The following is a 21,931-nucleotide window of genomic DNA, read 5'->3' on the forward strand; positions in this document are numbered from 1 at the left end:
CACCTGCGATCTGTGCGAAATCCGGAATGCCTGCCTGCGTTCCTGGCTGGAGAATCACTCAAAGACCGGAGTTGCCGGCCGCATTTTATCGGTCGGTGATAGGGCTGTGCTCGGTCGCGGTTTGAGTGTCGTAATATGCAATTTGCGATTTCAAGGGCACAAGCCTCTTCGCTGGCGTTTCCAGCTGTCGATCAGCTTCGGAGGTTTGCTCGGCATCTTGCCGCTCTTCCGCCAGGGTAGCAGAATAACTTCCGTTCTTCTTGTATCACTTGCGGCTCACTGGGCGAGTTCCCCAATGATATAGAGTTAATGGTTGTAATGAAGTTTGGCTTGATTACAGCATAGCGATAGTGTGACTAGGTGCGGGGCTATGAAAATCTCGGGGCGTCCTTACGGATTTATTTTATGTTGGGAATGTGATAGCTGACATATATTAAGGCTGCGAGAGTGAGAATGGTAGAATTCAAATTTAGTGAACCGCCTGTAGGAAACGGTGCTGACGACATTTCAAGCGAGTGCCAACGCCAATTGCAGCCTATCATTGGTGAAATCGTTCGGGCTGCGGCTGCAGCCGGATGGAATCAAAAAGATGTTCTTCTGGCGATGGTGGACGTCGCCTGGGACCTATATGAAAAGCGCCGAGGCGATCTTTAGCGGTCACGGCGGCCCGACAATCGGTTTTTCTACTTCGCCGCGAATTAAGATTTAGCCCGATAGCAACCATCTATCGAAGTGCGTGGGATATATTTGTCCGTGCTAAGATTGACGGGTTTTTACCGCGTCATTCTTTCTTTACCATATGCATATCTCCCCTTCCAAACTCTGTAATTTATACTATTTAATCGCCCTATTAGCTGGCTGCAGCGTCGAGTTGGCAGTGTTGGGAAACTGGGATCTCAAGCGAATTTGGGGTCAGGTCTGCTTGTTTGCATTTACAGGATTTCGTTCGGGCGGGGCGATGAAGAATGAACTATGCGGGTGAGGCTCGGGAACGGGCCGATCGATATGTATTTGATATAATTCCTGAAAGTTCAGGCCCTAGGAAGGCCACCGCGCGCGGGAGCGTCATAAACTCCGTTCGCAATCCCGGATCGCAGACCTGGATTGCAAAGGAGCATGCGGTGGCAGTCGTATTGGCTCCCTCGCGTGGCTTGCGAGCCTCTCTCGGCAGCGACCGGATCACGCAATACGATGCGCCGCTTGGCGGTCTGGTGGTCAATCCCACCGGTATGGATAGCACCCTTGCTTGGTCGGAAACCAGGACAAATCTTGTTGTCGCCATTCCTCCTGACGTTCTGGCCGAACTGGCGCTGCAGGAGTTCGATCTTGGCAATGTAGAACTTCTGCCGCCGGCTTTCGGCACCGTCGATCCTATCGCCCTCGGCATAGCGCAGAGGATTTCCGTCGAGCTAACCGGGAGGGCAACTCCGAATGAACTCTATCTGGATTCATTGGTTACGTTGTTCAGTACCCATCTTCTCCGTACCTATGCAAACAATATGAAACAGATTCCGTCGCCCAGGGGAGGGCTCTCCGCCAAAAGCGCTCGACGCGTGGAAGAGTATCTTCGCGAACGTTTCACCGAAAAGGTTCACGTCGCCGAGCTTGCGGCGGTCGCTGGCATTTCGCCCAATCATTTCATCGTGAGATTCGCCAAGACCTTTGGCATGCCTCCACACCGGTATCTGATAAATCTGCGCCTGGATCTTGCGGAAAAATTGCTGACCGAGGGCGAAATCGCGATTGCGGAAATCGCCTACATTTCAGGTTTTTCGGATCAAAGCCATCTGGCGACCACCATGAAGAGATACCGGGGACGGACGCCGACAGAGCTTCGATATATGCGATAACGGCACGGGCCTGAGCGCAAGCCCGGGTTCGTCCCAAGCCAATTCCAATATTCCGAGACCCATGATTTTCCGCGCGTCAGCCGAGAGGTGCTGGCGGCGATGGGGTGTTTTCCGCTCATGCGGCAGAAGAGATTTTTCGGAATGGAAAGAACCACTTGCCGCCGATCGTCCAGCGGTCCGCATATTCATGCGCAACAGCCTTAGGTTAAGTGTGGCAAAGTGGCTACACCTGCAACCGGCTAAGCAAAAAACCGTAGTTTTCTAAAAAAAATCCGGAATTTTCTAAAATACGGTTGCACTGAAATAAGGCCATGTTCCCGATTGGTAATCATCCGGTGCTCCATGGACATTCAATTCCCTGAATTTGAAATCTTTGCTCCGAAGATCGAGGTGGCCTGGACTGCCTTGCAAGAACGATATGCCAGCCGTCTGACAGGCGCGGAAGTCGATTATTTATTCGCCTGCCTTGTCTTCGGTCTGACCTCCCCGGCCTACGGGGAAGGAGAGCCATTATTTCACTTTGATGTCTGCCGCACCCTGGTGGCGACAAAGCTTCCGCCCGATCGGGCCGACGCCGCATTGTATTCCGTTCCGATATCGACGCAGACATGGGTCGATACGGTCCGCGAACAGCTCGAAAGCCAGGCCGCCAAAATGGGTCGCGCGCTTCAGCAAGCGCATAATTTCAACGACGACGCAGCCGCAGATGCGGGTTCACGCGTGCTTAGTCGTCCAGATAGCAGCGAGGAGAAAGCAGCATGAGCGAGTGCGTTGGGGACCATCTGCAGACTAAATCTCGTACCGGATTTGCTGGAACCTTTGTTTCAGCCGACCGCACTGATCGGTCGCTCCGGCGCCGCCTGATGGCTGTGCTGCGGATGGCCTCTCGTGTTCTCGGCATGCGCCGTAAGGACATAGGCCCCGGCTCGTTGGGTGCCGGCGGGAGCTTGCGTTCGGCCAGCGTGATCGGCGGCCTTGCAGCGCTCACCGCGCTCGGCCTTTCCGCGCCGGCCCAGGCGCAATATCAGGCCGGCGGCGGAACGGCGTCAGCCGCCAACGCCGTTGCCATCGGTAACGGTGCTAAAGCGAATAACCCGAACAGCGTGGCATTGGGCACCTCTAACAGTGCAACGGGCGACGCTTCGATCGCCATCGGCTATTCGATGAGTGTCAATGGCCTCAACGCCATAGGCATGGGTGTCTTCGCAAACGCCACCGGCGTCAATGCACTTGCCGTAGGCGGGAACGCCCGCGCACTGGCGGATGGGGCTTCGGCCTATGGTGTCAACACCACCGCAAGCGGCGCCAGCGCCACCGCGATGGGCAACGCGGCTAGCGCGAGCGGCGCCGTCGCCACGGCTGTCGGCGTATCGAGCCAGGCAACCAGCAACAATTCTGCAGCTATCGGTAGCTTTAGCCAGGCGACAAACAATGCCGCCACCGCCGTCGGCAACAACAGCCGGGCGACAGGGGACAGCTCGGTCGCGGTAGGTTCGGGAGCCCAAGGTACGGATAGTGCCACCACCGCCGTCGGCAACAATGCCCGGGCGACAGGAAACAGCGCGACCGCAATCGGGACGCAAGCGGTAGCCATCGGCAGCAGCACGGTTGCCGTCGGACAGGGTGCCGGCGCTGGGTCAACCACCGCCAATACAGGTTCCGTAGCGATGGGTATCGCTGCCGGTACGCTTGTCAGCGGCGCGCAAAACACCGCCATCGGCGGCGGCATTCCCAGCGTCATGAGAGGCGCTGGCTCGGGCGTCTCCGGGACGCGCAACCTCGCGTTTGGAAGTGGCGACGGTGCTGTCGCTTACGACGCCACCCTGAAGGCCTCCGCGGGTAGCCTCGTCACCGGCAACGACAATATCGCGCTTGGAACCAACGCCGGTATTGGCGTCAGCACTAATAATACGACGTCGATCGGCTACAACGCCAACGCTTCGAACACCGATTCCATCGCTCTCGGCACGACAGCGGCCGCCTCGGGGATCAACTCGCTTGCCATCGGTCCGACCACCGTTGCCTCGGGAGCTTTCGGCGTTGCCTTGGGTAACCAGGCACAGGCGATCGCTGCCGGCGGCGCTGTTGCAATAGGCTCGGGCGCAATCGTCGCAAATGGCGCCACCTCCGGCGTCGCTGTCGGCAACAATGCGAATTCCGGCTCCAATTTAGCCACCGCGGTCGGCCCAGGCGCGAATGCCTCGGGAAGTGGAGCCGCATCCATGGGATTCAATGCAAAAGCGACTGCCATTAATGCGGCAGCGTTTGGCGCGAACGCCACAGCGAGCCAATCAAACACCCTGGCTTTGGGCGAGTCTTCCACTGCCAGTGGTGTGAACAGCACATCGATCGGCGGTGGGTCGGTCGCCAGCGGGGCTCAGGCGGTCGCTTTGGGCATCAACGCGAACGGGGCAGGCGCCAACGCGATTGCGGTCGGAACAGCAGCCCAGGCCACCTCTGCTGAAGCGGTTGCCGTGGGCAATAATGCAGTTGCGACCGGCGGCAAGGCGGTCTCCATCGGCTCCGGCAATACCGCTTACGGCGACGGCGCGGTCGCGATCGGCGATCCCAGCTATGCGAGCGGCACGGGCGCCTATACCGGCGGTGCCAACAACATCGCCAATAGCGATGGCACGGCAAGCGCCACTGCGGCCAACCAGGCGGCCGGCGCGGTCGCGATCGGCAACAACAACAAGGCGATCGGCCAGGGCTCGGTTGCTTTGGGCAACGGTTCAACGGCGGGTGCGTCCGGCTTCGTCGGCAACGTTGCCCTGGGCAATGGCGCGACGGCGACGGCAAGCTCCGGCGACGTGGCTCTGGGTTCGGGTTCTGTAACCACGGCAGCGGTCGGCACGGCGAGCGGGGTGGTCAACGGCACCACTTATGCCTACCAGGGCACCAACCCGTCTTCGACGGTCAGCATCGGCGCGCCGGGCGCCGAGCGCACCATCACCAACGTCGCGGCGGGCCGGGTCAGCGGATCGTCCACCGACGCCATCAACGGTTCGCAGCTCTTTGCGACCAACCAGGCGGTCGATGCCATCGGCACGACAGTCAACAACATCAACAACGGCGGCGGCATCAAATATTTCCATGCCAATTCGGCGGCGGCGGATTCGTCGGCGACAGGCGCGGAATCAGTTGCGATCGGACCTCTCTCGGTCGCGTCAGGCGCGAATGCCATCGCAGCCGGCAACGGTGCGAGCGCCTCCGGCCTCGACGCAACGGCGTTTGGATACATCTCCAAGGCCACGGGTGACTACGGCACCGCCATCGGCCCCAATGCCAATGCGACGGCGACCTCCAGCACCGCGATCGGCCAGAACGCATTTGCCACTGCCGTTGAAGCAACCGCTCTCGGCAAACAAGCGAATGCCAGCGCCGCGGATGCCCTCGCGCTGGGCGCCAACGCCACCGCCGGCAACGCAGGCGCCGTGGCACTCGGCTCAGGCTCGGTGACGGACGTCGCCGTCGGCACCGCCAGCACGGTGATCGGCACCACCACCTACAACTTCGCGGGCACGACACCGGCTTCGACGGTCAGCGTCGGTGCGCCGGGCGCCGAACGCACCATCACCAATGTTGCGGCGGGCAGGCTCAACAATGGTTCGACGGATGCCGTCAATGGCTCGCAGCTCTTTGCGACCAACCAACAAGTGACACAGAACACGACCGATATCAGCAACATCAACAACGGCGGCGGCATCAAATATTTCCATGCCAACTCGGCGGCGGCGGATTCGTCGGCGACGGGTGCGGAATCGGTTGCGATCGGACCTCTCTCGGTCGCGTCAGGCGCGAATGCCATCGCAGCCGGCAACGGTGCGAGCGCCTCCGGTCTCGACGCAACGGCGTTCGGATACATCTCCAAGGCCACGGGTGACTACGGCACCGCCATCGGCCCCAATGCCAATGCGACGGCGACCTCCAGCACCGCGATCGGTCAGAACGCGTTTGCAACCGGTGTTCAAGCAGCCTCTCTCGGCGCTGGTGCGAATGCCGGCGCTCAGAACGCGCTCGCACTGGGCGCTCTCTCCTCCGCAGTCAATGCCGGCGATGTCGCTCTTGGCTCGGGCTCGGTGACCACCACAGCGGTCGGTACCGCAAGCGCGGTGATCGGCGGCAATACCTATAACTTTGCCGGCACGACACCTGCCTCGACGGTGAGCGTCGGCGCACCAGGCGCCGAGCGCACCATCACCAATGTCGCGGCGGGCCGGCTCAACAACGGTTCGACGGATGCCATCAACGGCTCGCAGCTCTTTGCGACCAACCAGCAGGTCGACCTGAATACGACTGGTATCACCAATCTCAGCAATATCGTCAACAACATCAACACCGGCGGCGGTATCAAGTATTTCCATGCCAATTCCACACTGCCGGATTCCCAGGCCCTCGGGACGGATTCGGTTGCCGTTGGTCCGAATGCGGTCGCCAACAATGCCGGTGACGTGGCCATCGGTCTGAATTCTCAGTCTGGTGCGACGACGGCGGTTTCGGGAGCCACTGTGGGAGGCACAGCCTATACTTTCGCAGGCACCACGCCGGCCGGCGCGTTCTCTGTGGGATCCGCTGGTGCGGAGCGTCAGATCCAGAATGTCGCCGCTGGCCAGCTCAACGGCAGCTCGACGGACGCGGTCAACGGCTCGCAGCTCTTTGCCACCAACCAGGCGGTCGACAGTCTCAACACGACGGTCACCACGATCGGCGGAAACCTGACCAATCTCGGCAATACGATCAACAATCTGGCCGGTGACACGTCGACGACCTATACCGATGCAAACGGTAAGGGTATCCGATATGTGCGCACCAATGACAGCACGCTCGCCGTCAGCGATTCCTCGGCTCAGGGCGTTGGCTCCACAGCGGTCGGCTATAACGCCACCTCTGTCGCCGACAATGCGCTTGCGCTTGGCATGAACAGCCAGTCGACCATCGTCGGCGGTGTGGCCCTCGGCTCCGGATCGGTGGCCGATCGCGCCCTGGCTCCGGCCACCGGCCAGATCGCTGCTGGACCGACGAACTTCATCCAATACAACACGACGGACAAGACACTCTTGGGTGCTGTCTCGGTCGGTTCGAGCACGTCCTATCGCCAGATCACCAATGTGGCTGACGGTAGCAGCGCGCAGGATGCTGTCACCGTTCGCCAGCTTCAGGGCGCCATTGCTTCAGTCGCGACGACACCGAGCAAATACTTCCATGCCAACTCGGCTGCCGGTGACTCTCTTGCTGTCGGTGCCGAGTCGGTTGCGGTCGGCCCGACGACCGTCGTCAACGGCGACAACGGCATCGGCATCGGCAATGGCGCGGTCGTCGACCAGGTTGCTCCGGGCGGCACGGCTATCGGCCAGAATGCCCATGTCATGCTGGCTGATGGCGTTGCCCTTGGCACAAATTCGCTGGCTGCGGGCGTCCAATCGGTGGCTCTCGGCGCCGGCGCGCAGGCCAACAACATCAACAGCGTTGCTCTCGGCGCGCAATCCGTAACCACCGTGGGCGCTCAATCCGGCTACGCCGGCTTTGCGCTTACGAGCCCGCAAACCTCCGTCGGCGAGGTTTCGATCGGTTCGGCCGGTTCGGAACGCAAACTGACCAATCTCGCGGCCGGTTCGGCTGATACGGATGCGGTGAATGTCAGCCAGCTCAAGGGGCTCGGCACCAACGTTACCAACCTAATCGGCGGCAACACGACGGTCAATCCGGATGGGTCGATCACCGGTCCGACCTACAACATCCAGGGCAACAACTACAGCACGGTCTATGATGCCTTCGGTGCAGTCGACAGCACGCTGACCAACATCACCAACGGCGGCGGCATCAAGTATTTCCACGCCAACTCCACGCTAGCGGATTCCAGCGCCAGCGGCACCGATAGCGTTGCGATCGGTCCGCAGAGTGTCGCCAGCGGAACAAGCAGCCTGGCAGCAGGACTTGGATCGACGGCAACAGGGCAGGGCGCGGTTGCCCTCGGCCAGGGGGCGCAGGCCAACAATGCCAATGATGTGGCCTTGGGCTCCGGTTCGTCAACGCAGGCTGCTGTCGGCACGTCCGGCACGGATATCCAGGGTCAGCACTACGACTTCGCCGGTACCACGCCCGTCGGAACGGTGAGTGTGGGTTCTCAAGGGGCTGAGAGAACCATCACGAACGTCGCTGCCGGCCGTATTTCTTCCAGCAGCACCGACGCCATCAACGGATCGCAGCTTTATGCGACCAATCAGGCGATCGACAGCCTGCAGACGGGTGTCGGGACGATCACCAAGAACGCCGTCACCTATGACCTCAATCCCGATGGCAGCAAGAAGAACAGCATCACGCTGCAGGGCGGTGACGTGAATGCGCCGGTGGTCATTTCCAACGTCGGCAAGGGTGTCGCTCCCACGGATGCCGTGAACGTCGCTCAATTGGGTGATAGCATCACTCAGGTCAAATCCTATACGGACACGGCCGCCGCCACTACGCTGGCTTCCGCCAACAACTATACGGACCAGAAGTTCGGCCAGCTGAACCAGGAACTTGGGGACGTACGGTCGGAAGCGAGACAGGCAGCTGCGATCGGGCTTGCCGCGGCATCGCTTCGCTATGACGATCGTCCCGGCAAGGCGAGCGTGGCTCTCGGTGGCGGTGTCTGGCGAGGCGAGGGCGCAGTGGCCTTCGGCGCCGGTTACACCAGCGAGAACGGCCGCGTCCGGGCGAACTTGTCAGGTACGGCCGCCGGCGGACACGTGGGTGTCGGCGCTGGCGTCAGCTTCACCTTGAATTGAGCCTGACATGTTCAAAGGAGCGCTCTTCGGCGTCCCGGCTTTTATGGCTTGCATGCTCCTGTTCGGCTCGATCGCAGCCGGACAGGATGCGGCCTCTCCCACGTATCGCATAAAGCCTTCCGAGGTCGTTGCTCCTCCTGAAGTGAAGCCTGGCGATTATCAGCGGACCATTCGTCCCTTTGAAAACTGGACGCTGATCTGCGACGAAAATCTCAAGATCCGCCAGCGGGTCTGCAATGTTACCCAAATCATCGAGAACGAGGCCGGGCAGGTCGCATTCAGCTGGTCGCTCGCCGCGACGAAGAAAGGCGACCCCTATATGATCTTGCGTGCGGCCCCGGTTGCCAAAAGCGATGGCGGTATCCTGCTGCAATTCGAGGGCCGCAAGGAGCCGATACAGGTCCGGTTCAATGGCTGCAACACCACGGTGTGCGTCGGCATGTTGCCGGTCGGACCCGCACTGCGCGAGCAGATTTCCAAGAATACGGCGCCGACGGTTTCCTATCCGACTGCAGACGGGAGGACGATCAGCGTGACCGCAAATCTCAAAGGCCTTTCCGCAGCGGTTAAGGCGATAAAGTGACGGATGGATTTCAATGACCCAGCAATCAATTCACGATCGCATCATGTCGCGAAACACCAAGGACGCCGCAATTCAGAACTTGGCGGTCGAGCAAATCAAGCCGAAGCGAAGCTGGCGAAAAACCGCCGCCCTTTCGGTGCTGGCCATCGCAATCGCTGGCGCTGGCGGCTATGCCGCCTTCCGATATGATGTCTTGGGCAATCTTCTCCCCCAGCCAGCGGTTGCGGCGGCGAATGACGCCAATCAGGCGCTGCCCGATACGCCGTTCCTGCAGCACGCCAAGCAGGCCGGACTGCACTCCTGTTCGACGATTTTCCCGGTTCTCGGGCAGCTGCTGACCAATGGCACGCAGTATAATGTCCAATCGGTGTGGAACAAAGAAGCAGCCGATAAGCATGCCGTACAGGCACTTGTCGGGATGAACTATGCAACGCAGGGCTATAGCGGTCCGGCTGCCGGCATCGTATTTGCCGCACCCGTCGCGTCCGGCTGCGAAGGATCAATGGTTCGCGTCGCACCGTTCACAATGTCTTGCCCGGAAGTTTCGGCCAAGTTCCCGAACGGAAGCAAGCTCGTCAACAATCTCGACCAGGTCGGTGTCTACCAGCTCGGCAACGATGGTGGCGATGCGATGCTTTTGCCGACAGGAAGCGGCTGTGTCGTCATTTCCGTGGCTTCGGCAGCAGGAAAGCAAGGGAGCTAAAAATGAGACTGAAATCCGCGATTGCCGCGATGGGCATGCTTCTAGTCTCTGCCGCCCATCCATGGGCAGCCGATCTCTTCACGACAGAGCAACCGCCGGCTCCCCCGCCTGAAGAGCGCGGCATATGGGCAGCCATCGCCTATTCCGCGCCGGATGAAAAATACGGCTTCTTCTGGGGAGCCGACAAGCGCCAGGAAGCCATGGATATCGCGCTCAAGCACTGCGAGCGGGACAAGGGCAAGAGCTGTGTCGTGGTCAGCGTCTTTCGCAATCATCGGCACTGGGATGACGACGATAAGACCGGCTTTCCCTATAATCATTGCGGCGCTCTTGCCATCGGCAAGGAACAGCGTGACCGTGCCACACCTTGGAGCGCGAATTCGGCGCCGACACGCCGCGAGGCCGAAGACCTCGCACTCAAGGCATGCGAGGGCTCCGGCTCCCACTGCAAAGTGCGGGAGTGGGTATGCACCTGACCAACCCCGGTCACGGCAATCATAAACAACGAACTTCGTCCCGACGGCGATCATCATTGCTCTTATTTCGTTGCCTTCGCTCCCAGTGGAACCGACCGCGGAAGGTCGCACTTCAAGTCGAGAGATCTTATTCCTTGTCAAATTTCACATCTACTTCATTCCAGATAATTGGCCGCATATCTTATGCGGCACTCGCCTTTGTCTGTGCTGGCTTTGCGTCCTCAGCCTTTGCGCAATCGGCTCTGCCAAATGGCGCTTCGAGCTTGCAGGAGACTTACCAGGACTGGCGCGTTGCCTGCAGCCAACGCGACAAGACGTCGGTATGCACGATTTCGCAAGATCAAACCCAGCAAAACGGCCAAAGGCTGCTTGCCGTTGAAATGCAGATACGTCCCGACGGCGGCGCGCTGGCGACACTGCTGCTGCCCTTCGGAATTGTCCTCGACTCGGGCGTGACGCCGAATATCGATGATCAGCCACCTTTGAAGCCGGTGCGTTTTCGCACCTGTCTGCCCAACGGCTGCATCGCCTTGCTTCCGGTCGACGCTGCAACACTTGGCAAATTGCGAACCGGGTCGCGCCTGAACCTCAAGGTCGTTGCCGATGGCGGCAACCCGCTCGGCTTCCAGATATCCTTGCAAGGTTTTTCGGCGGCTGCCGATCGCGTGGCCTCCTTGGGCGCACGATAGAAGCCGCATCTTCTCACTGCGCGGATGCGCGTCACGTTGATTCGCTGTAAATCCGGAAGTCCGGCCCGGTAGGGCTGCGATTTCCAGCATCTTCGGGAGCAGCAATTTGCCGCTCTCGCGACAAGGCTGCCCGTTCGATAGTGGGTGTCTCGCTAGCGAGGCTCCTTCAGTAGCAGCCCGTGCAAAATAAGATCGATGTGCGCCTCCAGATAGCTTGCTTTGTCCAGAGTTCGCCGCTCGTCGAAAAGCAGCTTGAAGAACAGAAAGGCGATTGCGGGCGCAACGACGGCATCGGCGAAAGCGGCTGGCGCCGCTCGAAACTCTCCGAGTTTTACTCCTTCATCAATCAGCGACTGCATTTGACGCTCGAGAGGATCGATGAATATGTCGTGGTGCCTGTCGACGATATGTGGAAACCGCGAACCTTCGGCAATGACGAACCTCATCAATTCGCGCAATTTGCGATCATTGATTATGAGATCGTAGATCAGCTCGATATTTTTCCGAAGCCGCTCCGCAGCGGTTCCCTTCAGCTCATTTCCGCTTATCAATAGATCTTCGAGAGGCGTCGAAATGTGCCGGATCATCGCTTCGAAAAGCTGCTCCTTGGTCTCGAAGTAAACGTAGACTGTTCCCTTGGTAACTCCGATCCTGGTGGCTATATCTTCGACGCGCGTCGCGACATAACCGCGTTCGACGAACTCCTCAAACGCAGCATCCAGGATCTGAACGGGGCGGCGGGCTTTCTGCTCCGCGCGCGTCAGCTTTTTCGTATCAGGCATATCCCACCTTGAGCGTTATTCGCGGTTATGGGTCAAGACAATTTCCATTGACTTTCTAGTCAGTCAATAATATTCGTCTGCCGAACGGATGCAAGAGGTCAAATTCATGAAAACTGTCCTTGTCGTCACCTGGCTCAGTGTCAGTGCCGTCGCGCTTGCCTCGTGCGAAGAGCAAAGCGCGAGCGAGGCCAAGCCGAAGAATGTGGAGACCGTCATCGCCAAGGTGACGCCGGTCGTCGAAAACAACAGCATAACCGGCGAAGTCAGTGCCCGGGTCGAGAGCGATCTTTCCTTCAGGGTCAGTGGGCGGATTGTCGAACGCCTCGTCGATGTCGGCTCGTCGGTGAAGGCAGGGCAGGTGCTTGCGCGCATGGATGCCGAAGAACAGAAGGCCGATCTGGGCGTAGCCACGGCGAACCTGCAGTCGGCGCTCGCCCAGCAGACACAGGCCCAGCTGGCCTTCGATCGGCAGCAGAATCTCTTCAAGACGCAGGTTACGACCCGCGCCGCGCTTGACCAGGCTCAGGAAACCCTCCTGACGGCCCAGGGGAGCGTGAAATCGGCGCAAGCGCAACTCGACACCGCCCAGGACGCGCTTTCCTATACGGAACTGCGTGCCGATGCCGACGGTGTGATCACCGCCAGAAATGCCGAAGTGGGCCAGGTCGCGCAAGCGGCGCAGCTGGTCTTTACCCTTGCGCATGACGGCCCGCGGGATGCGGTCTTCAACGTCTTTGAATCCCTTTATCTGGGCCGCAATCTTGAAAACAAGGTCGCCGTCAGCCTCCTTTCGGCGCCGTCTCACAGGATAGAGGCCTCCGTCCGTGAAATCTCGCCCACGATCGACTCGTCGACCGGGACAATCAGGGTCAAGGTGGCGCTCGAAGGGGCACCGGACATGCCGCTCGGCGCTCCGGTCGTCGGTCTGTTTCGATCCGCCGCACGGGACGCAATCGAACTGCCGTGGTCGGCGATGGCGTCAAAGGGCGGTAGGCCGGCGGTCTGGATCGTCGATCCCGCCTCGTCGAGCGTCTCTCTTCGCCAGGTCGATGTCTCCGGCTATGAAACCGGCCGTTTTGCCGTGCGTGCGGGCGTATCGCCGGGCGAGATCGTCGTCGCCGACGGCGCGAAATTCCTGCGATCGGGCCAGGCCGTCACATACGACAATGGAGCTGCAAAATGAATATCCGCATCACAGCCGGCCTGGCGATCCTCGGGTCATTGCTGCTGACTTCTTGCGAAAAACAGGACGAAGCCCATTACGAGCCGCCGCGTCCCGTACTTTCCGTCGTCGCCACGTCCACCGCGGCTTCCGCGCTGACACTGCCGGGAACGGTCGAGGCCAAGATCGAGACCCAGCTTGCATTTCGGGTCCTGGGACGGGTCATCGCCCGTAAGGTCAGCGTCGGCGATATCGTCAGGAAAGGCGATGTCGTTGCCGCCATCGATCCACTTTCGCTCGAACTTGCGGTCAAGAGTTCACAGTCCGAGCTTTCGAATGCCCAGGCGCAGTTGGCAAATGCCGCATCCACGGAAGAACGCCAACGGTCCTTGCTCGAGAGCCGATCGGGAAGCGAGGCGGCTTACGAAGAAGCCGAACTTGGCCGCAAGAGCGCGAGTGCTGCGGTTGCCAAGGCACAGGCTAACCTGGACAAGGCCGAGGAGCAGCTGGGCTATGCGCAGCTGCGCGCGGAATTCGATGGTGTCGTGACCGCAACTTCCGCCGAAGTGGGTCAGGTCGTCTCCGCCGGCCAGAGCATTGCTACCGTCGCACGCCCCGACCAGCGCGATGCCATCATCGACATACCGGTGGCAAGCTTCGACGGTCTCAAGGTGGGCTCGCCCTTTGAAGTGGCGCTCCAGCTCGATCCGAGCATCCGTGCGAGCGGTGTCGTCCGAGAGATTGCTCCGGAAGCCGAAGCCACTACCCGCACGCGGCGCACGAAAATCACACTCATCAATCCGCCGGCGGCATTTCGCCTTGGCTCCGTCGTTACCGCGACCGCGACTGTCATTGCGGATCCGATGATCCTCCTGCCGTCCTCGTCCGTGCTGGTGAAAGACGGGAAGCCGAACGTCTGGGTGGTCGATACCGCGGCTCGCAAAGTCTCCATTCGTGCGATCAAGATCGACGGGGACCTCGTCGAAGGCGGTTCGGTAAGGATCGCGGACGGCATCAGCCCCGGCGAACGCATCGTCGTTGCCGGAGTTCACAAGCTTGCAGACGGCCAGGCCGTCAGGGTAGATTAAGGAAAGATCCCCGTGAAAAAATTCAATCTGTCCGACTGGGCGCTCGAACATCGTTCGCTCGTCTGGTACTTCATGATCGTCTTCATTCTGGCCGGTGCGTTTTCCTATATCGGTCTCGGTCGCGAAGAAGATCCCGCCTTCACCATCAAGACCATGATCATTCAGGCCCAATGGCCTGGCGCATCGGCCGAGGAGGTGACCAAACAGGTCACCGACCGCATAGAAAAGAAGCTGGAGGAGCTGGATTCTCTCGACTATACGAAGAGCGAGACGGTTGCCGGCCAGACCACCATTTTCGTCGAGCTTCTGCCGACGACCAAGGCCAAGGATGTCAATGCCATCTGGATGCGTGTCCGCAATATGGTCGCCGACATCAAGGGAGATTTTCCAAGCGGCGTCGTCGGACCGTTCTTCAATGATAACTTCGGTGATGTCTATGGCAATATCTATGCCTTTACCGGTGACGGGCTGACACAGCGCCAGCTTCGGGATCTGGTCGAGGATGCGCGCGCGAAAGTGCTGACGGTCCCCAATGTCGGCAAGGTCGATATCATCGGCGCGCAGGACGAGGCTGTCTATCTCGAATTTTCCACGCGGAAGATCGCCGCGCTCGGCCTTAATCAGCAGTCGGTCATCGACACGCTTCAGGCGCAGAACGCCGTGACGCAGTCCGGTTTCGTCGATGCCGGCCCCGAGCGCATCGCCTTGCGGGTCAGCGGCCAGTTCACATCCGAGGACAGCCTCAGATCGATCAATCTTCGCGTCAACGATCGTTTCTTTCCGCTGACCGACGTTGCGACGATCAAACGCGGCTATGTCGATCCTCCTTCATCGCTGTTCAGATTTAACGGGCAGCCGGCCATCGGCCTTGCCATAGGTATGAAGACCGGGGCAAATCTGCTTGAGTTCGGCAAGGCGCTCGACAAGGAAATCGAGCAGGTCACGGCCGATCTTCCCATCGGCGTCGACGTTCAGCGCGTCTCCGATCAGCCCGCCGTCGTCGATGAAGCCGTGTCGGGCTTCACGCGCGCCCTGTTCGAAGCGATCGTCATCGTGCTGGCGATCAGCTTCATCAGCCTTGGCGTCCGGGCAGGGCTCGTCGTCGCCATCTCGATTCCGCTCGTGCTGGCGATCACCTTTCTCGTCATGGCATATACCGGCATTTCCATGCAGCGTATTTCGCTTGGAGCGCTGATCATCGCCCTTGGCCTTCTCGTTGACGATGCCATGATCGCGGTTGAGATGATGGTAGCTCGGCTGGAAGTGGGTGACGACCTGAGAAAGGCAGCGACCTACGTCTACACCTCGACGGCCTTCCCGATGTTGACGGGCACGCTCGTGACGGTCGCGGGCTTTATCCCCGTCGGCCTCAACACCAGTGCGGCCGGCGAATTCACCTTCACTCTCTTCGTGGTCATTGCCGTTTCGCTCCTGGTCTCATGGATCGTCGCGGTGTTGTTCACGCCGCTTCTCGGCGTGACGATCCTTCCGAAGACCATGAAATCCCACCATGATCAGAAAGGCCGCTTTGCGCGCGTCTTCGCCTGGCTTCTAGGCCTCGCCTTGCGTTGGCGCTGGATAACCATCGGCGCGACCGTGGGCGCGTTTGCCCTCTCCATCGGCGGGATGGGCCTGGTGCAGCAACAGTTCTTCCCTTCCTCCGACAGACCCGAACTGATCGTCGACTGGAACTTGCCGCAGAACAGCTCGATTTCCGAGACGAACAAGCAGATGGCCAGGTTCGAACACGAGATGCTGGCGAACAACAAGGATATCGATCATTGGACGAGCTATGTCGGACAAGGCGCTCCTCGCTTCATCCTGTCCTTCGACGTGCAAACACCCGACGTCTCGTTCGGCCAGACAGTGATCGTCACCAAGGGTCTTGACGTTCGCGACAAGGTTAAAGCCGAATTGCAGGATTATCTGACGAAAACCTTCCCCGGAACCGACGCTTTCGTGAAGCTGCTCGACATCGGTCCGCCGGTCGGCAAGCCGGTGCAGTACCGCATCAGCGGACCCGATGTCCAGAAGGTCCGGGACATCGCCCAGCAATTTGCAGGCATCGTCGGTCAGCATCCCCTGCTGTCCAACATGACCTTCGACTGGAACGAACCTTCGCGCGTCGTCAAAGTCGACGTTCTGCAGGACAAGGCACGGCAATTGGGCGTCTCGTCTCAAGATATCGCAACGGCTCTCAACGGCATCGTCGAGGGAACGGCCGCAACGAATATTCGGGACGACATCTATCTGATCGATGTGATCGGCAGGGCACAGACCGCCGAGCGCGGCTCGATCGAGACGCTGCAGAACCTTCTGCTGGCCGGCTCGAACGGCAAATCCGTGCCCCTCTCGGCGGTTGCGAATTTCCATTATGAACTGGAGCAGCCGACGATCTGGCGGCGGACGCGCATACCGACCATCACCCTCAAGGCCGCAGTTGCCGGATCGACGCAGCCGGCGACGATCGTCAGCGAACTGCAGCCGAAAGTCGACGAATTCCGCAAGACGCTTCCAAGCGGCTATCACATCGTAGATGGCGGCTCGGTCGAGGAAAGTGCCAAGGCGCAGGGGCCGATCGTGGCGGTAGCGCCGCTGATGCTGTTCATCATGGCGACGATCCTGATGATCCAGCTGCAAAGTTTCAGCAGGCTCTTTCTGGTGTTCGCCGTCGCTCCCACAGCGCTTATCGGTGTGGTTGCCGCACTTCTCTTCAGCAACGCGCCTATGGGGTTCGTCGCAATCCTTGGCATACTTGCCCTCATAGGTATCCTGATCCGCAACTCGGTGATCCTTGTCGTGCAGATCGAGCACCTTCGAAGCGAAGGCGTGCCAGCCTGGCAAGCCGTCATCGAGGCGACGGAGCATCGAATGCGGCCCATCATGCTGACGGCCGCGGCGGCAACGCTTGCGCTGATCCCGATCTCCCGGGAGATATTCTGGGGTCCGATGGCCTATGCGATGATGGGCGGCATCGTCGTCGGTACGGTTCTGACGCTGCTCTTCCTTCCCGCCCTGTATGTTGCCTGGTTTCGCATTCCCCGCGACGACGCGCAGCATGAGGCGATCTGATGTTTGACGTTCAAAGGGTGACCTTTGTTCCTAGGCGATCATGTCTTTCTGTTCTGATGGCCCTATCGATGTTGGCCGGATGCGCCGGACGGCTGGAGAATGTTCTCCAGCCGGTCGCAACCGCGGGGCCGGGCACGAGCACTGTGGACATGATGGTGGCGACGACCCGCCAACCGACCGACAAACCCGGCGAGCTTTATTCCGGCGAACGTGGAACGGCGATTTCTCTCAACGATATCGTCGTTTCCCTTCCTCCCGATCGAAATCGCAAGATCGGCGAAGTGCAATGGCCATCGCATGTGCCGGCCAATCCCGAAAAGGAGTTTGCTGTTCTCAAGGTCGGAAGGGTGGCGTCCGAGCGCAATATTTTCGAATGGTTCGCCAAGAACCGCAATGCCAAGCGCCAGGTCGTCATCTTCGTGCACGGCTTCAACAATACCTATTCAGACGCGGTCTTTCGCTTCGCGCAGATCATTCATGATTCCGGAACCGACGCCGCGCCGATCCTCTTCACCTGGCCCTCGCGCGGCAATGTCTTCGACTATCTCTATGACAAGGAGAGCACGAATTTCTCACGGCGGGCGCTGGAGGATATGATCCTGCAATCTGCCAAAAGCCCTGACGTCGGGGAAGTGACCATTCTTGCCCATTCCATGGGGTCCTGGCTGACCGCGGAGGCGCTGCGCGGCGTCGCGATGCGCAACAAGACAATTCCGTCGAAGGTGAAGAATGTCATCCTGGCATCGCCCGACATCGATATCGACGTATTTCGTCGGCAGTTGATCGAAATGGGGCCGCAACGCCCGCATTTCACGATCTTTTCATCGACAAAGGATAAGGCTCTGCAGGTCTCGCGATGGCTCTCCGGCGGCGTCAACCGTGTCGGCGGCTTCGATGCAAGCCCCTACGCTGCGGATCTGGCCAAGCTCGGGATCACGGTCGTCGATACCAGCTCAGTCAAGCCGGACGATGCGCTGGGTCACAATACGTTTGCGGACAATCGGGATATGGTTCAGTTACTTGGACGGCGGCTGGCAGGACAGTCGTTGGACACCGGACAAACCTCGCTTGCGGATCGGGTCGGTATGGCGGCGGTGCGAACCGCGGACCTGGCGGGCTCCGCGGCAAAGGTCGCTGTCGCAGCGCCCATGTCGATCATCAGCGATGATGCGAGACAGGTGTTGAAACAGCAACTTTCCCCCGGCTCGCCACCCATCGTCAATGGGCGCATTTCCTACTGAGCAACGGTCGTGGAAGTCCGTTGTTCACGAGTGGATCAAGTCAAACCTATCGATGTTGAAGAGCGCGGCCGCATATCGCGGCCGGCCCAAATAGCAGCTAAAAGGTGGTGAGATTACACACTCGCACCCCCGGTGGGTTTGCGAGAGACTTAATCGGCTACAGAGTTGACGACACGGCAGAGATTGTCGCTCATGCTCGGAGCAACTTGGCCCTGCGGCACCATGAAAAGCGCATCGACCCGGCTGCCCTTGCCGCTCTTTCTGACGACGACGCGCAGCGTCTGAGGCCGGCCCGAACCGGTCGTTTCCTGTTGCGCCGTTAGCGTGCCGAGCTGTTTCTCGGCATTCACATCCACAAAACCTTCGGCCAGGACTGCCCGCGATACCTTATCAAAGGCGACGGCTGGGCTGACTGATGGGAATTCCATCCAGGTCTTATAGGTCACGCCGGTTACAAGCGGAACACCAGTGCTTTGATAGTGCTGCGAGCACGTGCTGGCAGCGGCCGAGCTGAGAGAAATGGTGGCGAGCGCGAAAGCGTAAAGAGCTGTCTTATACAAAGCGAAAACGTCCTCTGTTGATGTACGACAATAGTCTATGGGGCAGCGTGGGAGAGCCGCGATGGTCAATCCCAGGTAGGATGCGTGGCGGAGCCGATGATTGTGTTCATCTTTTCACCGATTCAATTGCCGACAGCATATTGGTGCGGCCGGGATCATCGGCCGGCGTCAATTCGAGCGCCTTCTGAAAATCGGCCAATGCGGACTTAAAATCCGATTTGCTTCGATAGACCTCGCCTCGCACAAAATAGGTCGAACTCGATTGATCGTTGAGTTCGATAGCCTTGTCGAGGTCACGTAGCGCCTGATCGTTCCTGCCGATCTTGAAATAGGAAAGGCCGCGATTGCTGTAGGCATAGGGATAGGACGGATCGCTTTCTATGGCCTTCGTGAAATCCGCAATGGCCCTGCCGAAATCGCCGATCATATTATAGGCGTCACCCCGATCGTTGAGCGCTCTTGTATTGGAGGGGTTCAGCTGCAATGCACAAGTATAGTCGTCGATTGCCGCACGGTAATCGCCGTCTTTTACATACAAGCCGCCCCGCTCGACATAGGTAACCTCGAACGTCTGCTGCAGCATGGCTGACAGCTCAGGCTTGAGGGCGATGGCTTTATTGAAGTCGGCCAGGGCCAGATCGTATTTGCTTTCGGCGAGATAGCCGTTGCCCCGTCCGGCATAGGCTTCCGCAAAGTCGGGCGCAAGTGCAATAGCCTTGTTCATATAGCCGATCCTTGCTTCATAGTCGCCATTGCGATCGGCTAGGGTGCCGAGGATGAGATAGACCTCCGGATGAGCATCCGGCTTCAATTCTGCCGTCTTTTTGGCGTCGGAGATGGCCTTCTCGTAATCCCCTTTCGCAAACGCGGCATCGCTTCGCCCCGCATAGGCGAGATCCGATTTTGCATCGAACTCGAGTGCCCTGCTGAAATACTCCTCAGCCAGATCCAGTTCGTTGCCGTCAATCTTGATATAGCCGGCGCTGCTATAGGCAAGCGAACGATCTGCGTTTGTTTGAGTGCCGTCCTCGGCAATGATGAGGCAGGTCGATAAGGACTTACATATGGATGCATCGTCGTTCCGCGCCGTCGCAGAGCCGGCGGACGCTGATTGTTGTATCCCGATGTGCTCGGCTGTTTGCACATCGCTTGCATATGCGCGCACCGTCGCCGCCAGCTGCACTCCAAGAAGAGCACAACACAGAAAGCCCGGCAACTGCATCGCAACGCGCACGGGACTACTCCGCCAGAGCCTTGTCCAGCGCGGTCTTCTGCGCTGCGGAAGGGTTTCCCAAATAGAGCTTTGGACTCTTCCCGTCCTGGATCTCCGCCCATGCCTGCGTGCCATCCGCGTTAAAGAGGATTGCTGCCTGGCCATCGTTTGTCGCATGCTGCTTGGCAAGGATGCTGATCGAGTAGTCCACCGAGTCGATGGAGACGGTCTTGACCGGTTCTGCGATGAACCTGTTCTGGTCGCGCACCCAGGCAGGCGTTCCCTTGGCGGATGACAGCATGGCCTTCCATGACCGGGCATGAACCGGGTCCTTCAGAAGATCGTAAAAGTTGACGTCCTCGGCGTGGGCGATGCCCGTCATGCCAGCAATCGCAAGAATGAATAGGAGCTTACGCATGAATCCGTGTTTGTCCTCTCACGACAGCGGATCACAAAGGGGAGGCTCGTCGCCTCGAACGGAACCTCTATCGCAGTCGCGGTATCCGCATAGCCCGACAGCGTGACCGATGACAGCCGATTTCGGCAATCTGAACGCAAGTGCACTTGTTATGGATGATCGTGCACTGCGCGAGGGCCGAATGGGAGGACGCTCGGCAGATTTGCGACGCGGCCCGTAATTTCCAGCTACCGCCTGGAAAAAGCGATTGCCGCGAAAGGAATCGGTGTGAGCTCGCAGCCTCCCTTTTCGAGGCGAAATATTGCGGACGTGCAATTCTGGACGGATGTGCACTCGAGATGGAGGGGAGTAGACCTCGTTCAAGTCGGTACGTCTTGAACGGTGCACAGCCGTTGAATAGACATCCCTGTATTTTTCGCTGATGTCCACGTCTTCGAGGCTCTCTTGATCATTCACAAGCGTATTCTCCAACGCTCCGCTGGTCGCACTTTGCTCGTATTGGCCGTTCTTTTGGGTGGCGGTCCGATCGCGCTGGGCCAGGGTGCAGAGGTTGCGCTGAGCATACGGTCGCGGCTTCCGGGGCTCGAAATCGCGTTTCTATCGCAATTGCCCAAAGCGCCTGCCTCGGCCCAATCCCGGGAGGAATGCGACGCACTGGTGGTTCCGAAGAGCGCGGGCGGAAAGGCGGCCGATGCGCTCGGCTGGGGAGTGACGGGGGAAGCAAAGCTCGGATCCTATGACGCGGTGAGCTTCGCCGGCGAATTCGAGCCTTCGACCGCCGGTGCCTGCGAGATCAGTCAGGGCAATATCGCGCTCTTTAGCGGCACGCAGCTTTTCGTCATCATCTACGCAAGTAAGAGCAGCAAGCTAGCGATCGGCAGGATTATCGCGGCCAAGGATAGCCTGCGCATTGTCGATGGCGACCTCGTTCAAACGCCCATTGGCGACGTTCGGCTCGTTGACGGTCGCGCAATCGAAGTCGAGCCTCTGGCGAAAGAACAATCTGTCTGTGGCGGACAGGCCGTGGTGCCGAATGTTTACGGCAAGCCCGTCGCCGAGGCTCGTGCGGCGATCATTGCCGAAGGGTGGGAGCCGTTTCGCAGTCCCGCTCCTACCTATCAGGATTTCGTCGGCGACAATATTCGCAAGAGCGGGATCATCGAGGCGACCGATTGCTCGGGCACGGATCTCGCATCCTGCAGCTACTATTATCACAAGGGCGATATGGAACTGAGCCTCACCAGCTTTGGCGACGGCAAGCCATCGGTTTCGGACTTTCAAGCCACCTGCGAGCGCTCCAAATGGCATAAGGCGAATTGACAACCCC

The 21,931-nt window shown here is 59.5% G+C and carries 17 protein-coding genes and 1 pseudogene; 14 read left to right on the forward strand and 4 right to left on the reverse strand.

All coding sequences use genetic code 11. The annotated features are described in order from the left end of the window. Positions 1-453: 453 nt before the first annotated feature. The 9 genes and pseudogenes from AC13RM_RS02115 to AC13RM_RS02155 all read left to right on the forward strand — a co-directional run bounded on the left by AC13RM_RS02115 (position 454) and on the right by AC13RM_RS02155 (position 11,068). Complete coding sequence (locus tag AC13RM_RS02115) at positions 454-654, forward strand: hypothetical protein (protein WP_488554531.1); 201 nt, start codon at positions 454-456, stop codon at positions 652-654. 311 nt (positions 655-965) lie between these two features. Further along, a complete protein-coding gene (locus AC13RM_RS02120; protein WP_113229182.1) occupies positions 966-1,850 on the forward strand; it encodes a helix-turn-helix domain-containing protein in 885 nt (294 codons plus the stop codon). A 342-nt stretch (positions 1,851-2,192) separates the two neighbouring features. Further along, positions 2,193-2,612 (forward strand): hypothetical protein, encoded by a 420-nt coding sequence (locus tag AC13RM_RS02125; protein ID WP_113229183.1) that lies wholly within the window; start codon positions 2,193-2,195, stop codon positions 2,610-2,612. A gap of 137 nt (positions 2,613-2,749) precedes the next feature. Continuing rightward, positions 2,750-3,898 (forward strand): annotated as a pseudogene (locus AC13RM_RS02130) (calcium-binding protein); the annotation flags it as partial. A gap of 201 nt (positions 3,899-4,099) precedes the next feature. Then, positions 4,100-8,617 (forward strand): YadA-like family protein, encoded by a 4,518-nt coding sequence (locus AC13RM_RS02135; protein ID WP_488554654.1) that lies wholly within the window; start codon positions 4,100-4,102, stop codon positions 8,615-8,617. Positions 8,618-8,624: 7 nt separating this feature from the next. Continuing rightward, positions 8,625-9,200, forward strand: coding sequence for an invasion associated locus B family protein (locus AC13RM_RS02140; RefSeq protein ID WP_113229185.1), 576 nt, complete (start codon positions 8,625-8,627; stop codon positions 9,198-9,200). 13 nt (positions 9,201-9,213) lie between these two features. Continuing rightward, complete coding sequence (locus AC13RM_RS02145; RefSeq protein WP_488554532.1) at positions 9,214-9,903, forward strand: hypothetical protein; 690 nt, start codon at positions 9,214-9,216, stop codon at positions 9,901-9,903. Between the two features lie 2 nt (positions 9,904-9,905). Then, positions 9,906-10,379: a DUF4189 domain-containing protein gene (locus AC13RM_RS02150; RefSeq protein WP_488554533.1), complete on the forward strand. Its 474-nt coding sequence runs from the start codon at positions 9,906-9,908 to the stop codon at positions 10,377-10,379. A 164-nt stretch (positions 10,380-10,543) separates the two neighbouring features. Then, the gene (locus AC13RM_RS02155; RefSeq protein WP_488554655.1) at positions 10,544-11,068 is read left to right on the forward strand and encodes an invasion associated locus B family protein; all 525 of its coding nucleotides are present in this window, start codon (positions 10,544-10,546) and stop codon (positions 11,066-11,068) included. A gap of 152 nt (positions 11,069-11,220) precedes the next feature. Here the strand turns inward: AC13RM_RS02155 and AC13RM_RS02160 are convergent, their stop codons facing one another. Next, on the reverse strand, positions 11,221-11,850 hold the full coding sequence (locus AC13RM_RS02160; RefSeq protein ID WP_374816583.1) for a TetR/AcrR family transcriptional regulator: 630 nt from the start codon (positions 11,848-11,850) through the stop codon (positions 11,221-11,223). Between the two features lie 106 nt (positions 11,851-11,956). Between AC13RM_RS02160 and AC13RM_RS02165 the strand changes: the two genes are divergently transcribed. The 4 genes from AC13RM_RS02165 to AC13RM_RS02180 are packed head-to-tail and all read left to right on the forward strand — an operon-like array spanning position 11,957 to position 18,413. After that, positions 11,957-13,033, forward strand: coding sequence for an efflux RND transporter periplasmic adaptor subunit (locus AC13RM_RS02165; protein WP_440478294.1), 1,077 nt, complete (start codon positions 11,957-11,959; stop codon positions 13,031-13,033). Further along, a complete protein-coding gene (locus AC13RM_RS02170; RefSeq protein WP_374816581.1) occupies positions 13,030-14,100 on the forward strand; it encodes an efflux RND transporter periplasmic adaptor subunit in 1,071 nt (356 codons plus the stop codon). The genes AC13RM_RS02165 and AC13RM_RS02170 overlap by 4 nt, the downstream gene beginning before the upstream one ends. A gap of 12 nt (positions 14,101-14,112) precedes the next feature. Continuing rightward, a complete protein-coding gene (locus AC13RM_RS02175) occupies positions 14,113-17,172 on the forward strand; it encodes an efflux RND transporter permease subunit (protein WP_440478293.1) in 3,060 nt (1,019 codons plus the stop codon). Next, positions 17,172-18,413, forward strand: coding sequence for an alpha/beta hydrolase (locus tag AC13RM_RS02180; protein ID WP_440478292.1), 1,242 nt, complete (start codon positions 17,172-17,174; stop codon positions 18,411-18,413). Before AC13RM_RS02175 ends, AC13RM_RS02180 begins: the two co-directional genes overlap by 1 nt. Positions 18,414-18,562: 149 nt before the next feature. Here AC13RM_RS02180 and AC13RM_RS02185 read toward each other — a convergent pair whose 3' ends face one another. The 3 genes from AC13RM_RS02185 to AC13RM_RS02195 all read right to left on the reverse strand — a co-directional run bounded on the left by AC13RM_RS02185 (position 18,563) and on the right by AC13RM_RS02195 (position 20,604). Continuing rightward, the gene (locus AC13RM_RS02185) at positions 18,563-18,973 is read right to left on the reverse strand and encodes a hypothetical protein (protein WP_208409319.1); all 411 of its coding nucleotides are present in this window, start codon (positions 18,971-18,973) and stop codon (positions 18,563-18,565) included. Between the two features lie 106 nt (positions 18,974-19,079). After that, complete coding sequence (locus AC13RM_RS02190) at positions 19,080-20,207, reverse strand: tetratricopeptide repeat protein (protein WP_440478291.1); 1,128 nt, start codon at positions 20,205-20,207, stop codon at positions 19,080-19,082. A gap of 4 nt (positions 20,208-20,211) precedes the next feature. After that, on the reverse strand, positions 20,212-20,604 hold the full coding sequence (locus AC13RM_RS02195; RefSeq protein WP_488554534.1) for a hypothetical protein: 393 nt from the start codon (positions 20,602-20,604) through the stop codon (positions 20,212-20,214). 444 nt (positions 20,605-21,048) lie between these two features. On the opposite strand from AC13RM_RS02195, the gene AC13RM_RS02200 reads away from it, so the two are divergent. Continuing rightward, positions 21,049-21,924 (forward strand): hypothetical protein, encoded by an 876-nt coding sequence (locus AC13RM_RS02200; RefSeq protein ID WP_440478289.1) that lies wholly within the window; start codon positions 21,049-21,051, stop codon positions 21,922-21,924. The last annotated feature ends 7 nt before the right edge of the window (positions 21,925-21,931 follow it).

The sequence above is a fragment of the Martinezella sp. CNPSo 3732 genome, from assembly GCF_057784515.1.

Excerpts from the sequence above, each read along its gene's own strand:
- AC13RM_RS02160 (WP_374816583.1), bottom strand. The coding sequence starts at position 11,850 with ATGCCTGATACGAAAAAGCTGACGCGCGCGGAGCAGAAAGCCCGCCGC.
- AC13RM_RS02170 (WP_374816581.1), top strand. The coding sequence starts at position 13,030 with ATGAATATCCGCATCACAGCCGGCCTGGCGATCCTCGGGTCATTGCTG.
- AC13RM_RS02165 (WP_440478294.1), top strand. The coding sequence starts at position 11,957 with ATGAAAACTGTCCTTGTCGTCACCTGGCTCAGTGTCAGTGCCGTCGCG.
- AC13RM_RS02180 (WP_440478292.1), top strand. The coding sequence starts at position 17,172 with ATGTTTGACGTTCAAAGGGTGACCTTTGTTCCTAGGCGATCATGTCTT.
- AC13RM_RS02195 (WP_488554534.1), bottom strand. The coding sequence starts at position 20,604 with ATGCGTAAGCTCCTATTCATTCTTGCGATTGCTGGCATGACGGGCATC.
- AC13RM_RS02125 (WP_113229183.1), top strand. The coding sequence starts at position 2,193 with ATGGACATTCAATTCCCTGAATTTGAAATCTTTGCTCCGAAGATCGAG.
- AC13RM_RS02145 (WP_488554532.1), top strand. The coding sequence starts at position 9,214 with ATGACCCAGCAATCAATTCACGATCGCATCATGTCGCGAAACACCAAG.
- AC13RM_RS02140 (WP_113229185.1), top strand. The coding sequence starts at position 8,625 with ATGTTCAAAGGAGCGCTCTTCGGCGTCCCGGCTTTTATGGCTTGCATG.
- AC13RM_RS02115 (WP_488554531.1), top strand. The coding sequence starts at position 454 with ATGGTAGAATTCAAATTTAGTGAACCGCCTGTAGGAAACGGTGCTGAC.
- AC13RM_RS02120 (WP_113229182.1), top strand. The coding sequence starts at position 966 with ATGAACTATGCGGGTGAGGCTCGGGAACGGGCCGATCGATATGTATTT.
- AC13RM_RS02150 (WP_488554533.1), top strand. The coding sequence starts at position 9,906 with ATGAGACTGAAATCCGCGATTGCCGCGATGGGCATGCTTCTAGTCTCT.